Annotated in this window: 4 protein-coding genes and 1 pseudogene; 3 read left to right on the top strand and 2 right to left on the bottom strand. The window is 69.1% G+C overall.

The window, feature by feature from the left end; all coding sequences use genetic code 11:
* Positions 1 to 123: 123 nt before the first annotated feature.
* Complete coding sequence (locus EHS43_RS41450) at positions 124 to 852, bottom strand: 1-acyl-sn-glycerol-3-phosphate acyltransferase (protein ID WP_125195666.1); 729 nt, start codon at positions 850 to 852, stop codon at positions 124 to 126.
* Positions 853 to 1,039: 187 nt separating this feature from the next.
* Positions 1,040 to 1,456, bottom strand: coding sequence for a DUF4395 domain-containing protein (locus EHS43_RS41445; protein ID WP_125195665.1), 417 nt, complete (start codon positions 1,454 to 1,456; stop codon positions 1,040 to 1,042).
* Positions 1,457 to 1,532: 76 nt separating this feature from the next.
* Here EHS43_RS41445 and EHS43_RS41440 point away from each other — a divergent pair, with 76 nt between their 5' ends.
* The 3 genes and pseudogenes from EHS43_RS41440 to EHS43_RS41430 form a co-directional block, all read left to right on the top strand.
* Positions 1,533 to 1,946 (top strand): thioredoxin family protein, encoded by a 414-nt coding sequence (locus tag EHS43_RS41440; RefSeq protein WP_125195664.1) that lies wholly within the window; start codon positions 1,533 to 1,535, stop codon positions 1,944 to 1,946.
* A gap of 208 nt (positions 1,947 to 2,154) precedes the next feature.
* Positions 2,155 to 2,664 (top strand): flavin reductase family protein, encoded by a 510-nt coding sequence (locus EHS43_RS41435; RefSeq protein WP_125195663.1) that lies wholly within the window; start codon positions 2,155 to 2,157, stop codon positions 2,662 to 2,664.
* A gap of 225 nt (positions 2,665 to 2,889) precedes the next feature.
* Positions 2,890 to 3,023: pseudogene (locus tag EHS43_RS41430) on the top strand (electron transfer flavoprotein subunit beta); the annotation flags it as partial.

The following is a 3,023-nucleotide window of genomic DNA, read 5'->3' as shown; positions in this document are numbered from 1 at the left end:
ACCGAGGCGAACACATCCGCCACGAACAGCCCCAACGCGGCCCGTAATCGGTTCACTTCATGCGCATCCACACGACCAACATGCTCTTGATCAGCGCAAACGGATAGACCTAACGAAGCACTACTAGCGGGCCTCCGCCTCGCGTACCTGCTCCGGAGTCGGCGCGGTGCCCCCGAGGTGCGCCGGCATCCACCAGGTGTCGTCCGGACCCTTGGGGCGTACGGGGTAGGCGCGCTGGGCGGCCTCCAGCAGCTCGTTGACCCGCTCGCGCACCTGGCGGGTGATCGCCCCCGCGTACTTGTCCCGGGACGCCTCGATCGCCTCGCCGACCCGGATGGTGATCGGGATGTGGCTGCGCTTGAAGTTGCGCGGGTGCCCCTTGGTCCACAGCCGCTGCGTGCCCCAGACGGCCATCGGGATCAGGGGGACCCCCGCCTCCTGGGCCATCCGTGCCGCGCCCGACTTGAAGCTCTTCAGCGTGAAGGACTGCGAGATCGTCGCCTCCGGGAAGACCCCGACGATCTCGCCCGACCGCAGCGCCTCCAGGGCGTGGGCGTACGCCGTCTCGCCCTGCTTGCGGTCGACCGGGATGTGCTTCATCCCGCGCATCAGCGGACCAGAGACCTTGTGGCGGAAGACGGACTCCTTCGCCATGAAACGCACCAGCCGCTTCTGCGGGAGCGCGGCCAGGCCGTTGAAGACGAAGTCCAGGTAGCTGATGTGGTTGCTCACCAGCACGGCGCCGCCCGAGCGCGGGATGTTCTCCGACCCCTTGCAGTCGATCTTGAGGTCCCAGGCCTTGAACAGCGCCTGGGCGAATCCGACGACGGGACGGTAGACAAGCTCTGCCATGGGCGGGGTGAGCCCTTCCTGCTCTGCCTGGGAAGCCGACTCCCGGCATCAAGTTACGGAGCCGTAGGTTTACGGCATCTCGCAGATCGTGCCCGAAGAACGGACGAGGAGCCAGCCCTGGTGCCCACTGGAGGCGAGATTCTCGTCACGTCGGCCCGGTGATCCACCTCGGGGTTTTAAGTCGCCTTTACTCCGCGCGTACCGCCACCCGGCGCACGAGCAGGTACATCTCGCAGCCCAGGCAGTACCCGAACGCGGCGTTGAGGAACGCCGCCGCGAGCGCCGCGCCGGTCGCGGCGAGCCCGAGCCACTGCGGTCCGATCCCGTACCCCACGAGCCCGAGGACCGCGAAGGCCAGGCCCACGGCCTGTGCGAACCGCGGCGGCTCCGGCGCCTCGAACTCGGTCGGCGGCCCTATCCGCGGCCGTACGACCCGGCGGAACACCCAGCCGTAGGGCGAGCGGCCCACCCCGCCCGCCGCGCCCAGCGCGAACGCCAGCGTCTGCCAGGCCAGCAGCCACGCGCTGCCCGTGACCAGAACGGCCGCCAGTACGACGGTCGTCACGGCCGCGCCGAAACGCGGCCCCCTTGCGTCAATGTCCATGAATCAAGCATTCCGCATGGGAAAGACAGGAGGGTAGGCGGGAATCTTTGCAGTCTCGTGAATGCTGATGCGGTTCATGACCGGACTGATGGTGTGCGTGGCGGTGCTCGCGGCGGCGAGTGCCTACGGAGTGCTGCAACGGCGGCGGAGCGGGAGAGTGCGGGTGCGCGGGCGTGACGAGGGCAAGAGGCTCGGCGCGGTCGAGCTGGGCGAGGACCTCGGTGAGCGTGCCACGCTCGTCCAGTTCTCCAGCGCCTTCTGCGCGCCCTGCCGGGCGACCCGGAGGGTGCTCGGCGAGGTCGCCGGCATGGTCCCGGGCGTGACCCACGTCGAGATCGACGCCGAGAAGAACCTCGACCTGGTCCGGGAACTCGACATCCTCAAGACGCCGACCGTGCTGGTCCTCGACGCCGACGGCAGAGTCGTCAGGCGGGCCACCGGCCAGCCGCGCAAGGCGGACGTCATCGCGGCGATCGGGGAGGCGGTCTGACGCCGGGTGAGCTCACGGTGAGGCATCTCCCACATCCCGGAACCGACTTGACTGTGCACCGCAGCTATCGTCAGCCTGACCGTATGCCTACGGAAGTCCTTCTGTTCGGGCGGGTGCACGTCGACCTCGCCCGCACCGCGAGTGCGCGCTGTCCGGTCTGTTGAGCACCCACGGTCCGGCTCGACACTCCTCTCAGAAGGAACACCGCATGACGGCCACGTCCGCACTCGGCAGTCCTCGCCTCGCCTCTCCCGACCTCCTGCGCTCCGTCTTCCGGCGGCACGCGGCGGGGGTCGCCGTGATCACCGCGAGCGGTGACACCGGCCCGGTCGGCTTCACCGCCACCTCCCTCGCCTCGGTCTCCGCGGATCCCCCCATGCTGTCCTTCGGGATCGGTACGGGCGCCTCCAGCTGGCCCGCGATCTCCCGGGCCGAATTCGTGGGCGTGCACATACTCGGGGAGCACCAGGAGGAGCTGGCCGCCACCTTCGCCCGCAGCGGCGCCGACCGCTTCGGCGCGCCCACCGCCTGGCGGGAGGGGCCGGAGGGCGTTCCCGTCCTCGACGGCGTGCTCGCCTGGCTGGTGTGCCGGGTGCACACGCGCGTGCCCGCAGGCGACCACCGCATCGTGCTGGCCGAGGTGCGGCTCGGTGACCCGGAGGGAGCCGGCCGGCCGCTGCTCTACCACCAGGGCCGGTTCAACTCGCTGCGCGACTGATCGGCTCAGTCGCGCCGGCGCTGGTGTGCGGGGCCGTCGAGTTCCGATTACGCTGCGTTGCGAAGGTCACAGTTCAAAGCGCTTGCTTAGCGGGCAGGAACTGTATGTACTGGTGAGTAATATTGCGGTCGGAGCGCAGCCCGCCCCGACCGGGATCGGCCGCTTGGGGCGCCTATGCTGCCTGCAAGAGGCAGCCGAAAATGACGATGCAGTAGGAGAGCCGGCGTGAGCTTGAGGATCGTTGTCACTGTGAAGTACGTGCCCGACGCCACCGGCGACCGGCACTTCGCCGATGACCTGACCGTCGACCGGGACGACGTGGACGGTCTGCTCTCCGAGCTGGACGAGTACGCGGTCGA

Source organism: Streptomyces sp. RP5T (assembly GCF_003933965.1).
Taxonomy (GTDB): Bacteria; Actinomycetota; Actinomycetes; order Streptomycetales; family Streptomycetaceae; genus Streptomyces.
Note: the sequence above shows the minus strand (reverse complement) of the source record. Positions and strands in the feature narration are given on the sequence as shown.

Excerpts from the sequence above, each read along its gene's own strand:
- EHS43_RS41445 (WP_125195665.1), bottom strand. The coding sequence starts at position 1,456 with ATGGACATTGACGCAAGGGGGCCGCGTTTCGGCGCGGCCGTGACGACC.
- EHS43_RS41440 (WP_125195664.1), top strand. The coding sequence starts at position 1,533 with ATGACCGGACTGATGGTGTGCGTGGCGGTGCTCGCGGCGGCGAGTGCC.
- EHS43_RS41450 (WP_125195666.1), bottom strand. The coding sequence starts at position 852 with ATGGCAGAGCTTGTCTACCGTCCCGTCGTCGGATTCGCCCAGGCGCTG.
- EHS43_RS41435 (WP_125195663.1), top strand. The coding sequence starts at position 2,155 with ATGACGGCCACGTCCGCACTCGGCAGTCCTCGCCTCGCCTCTCCCGAC.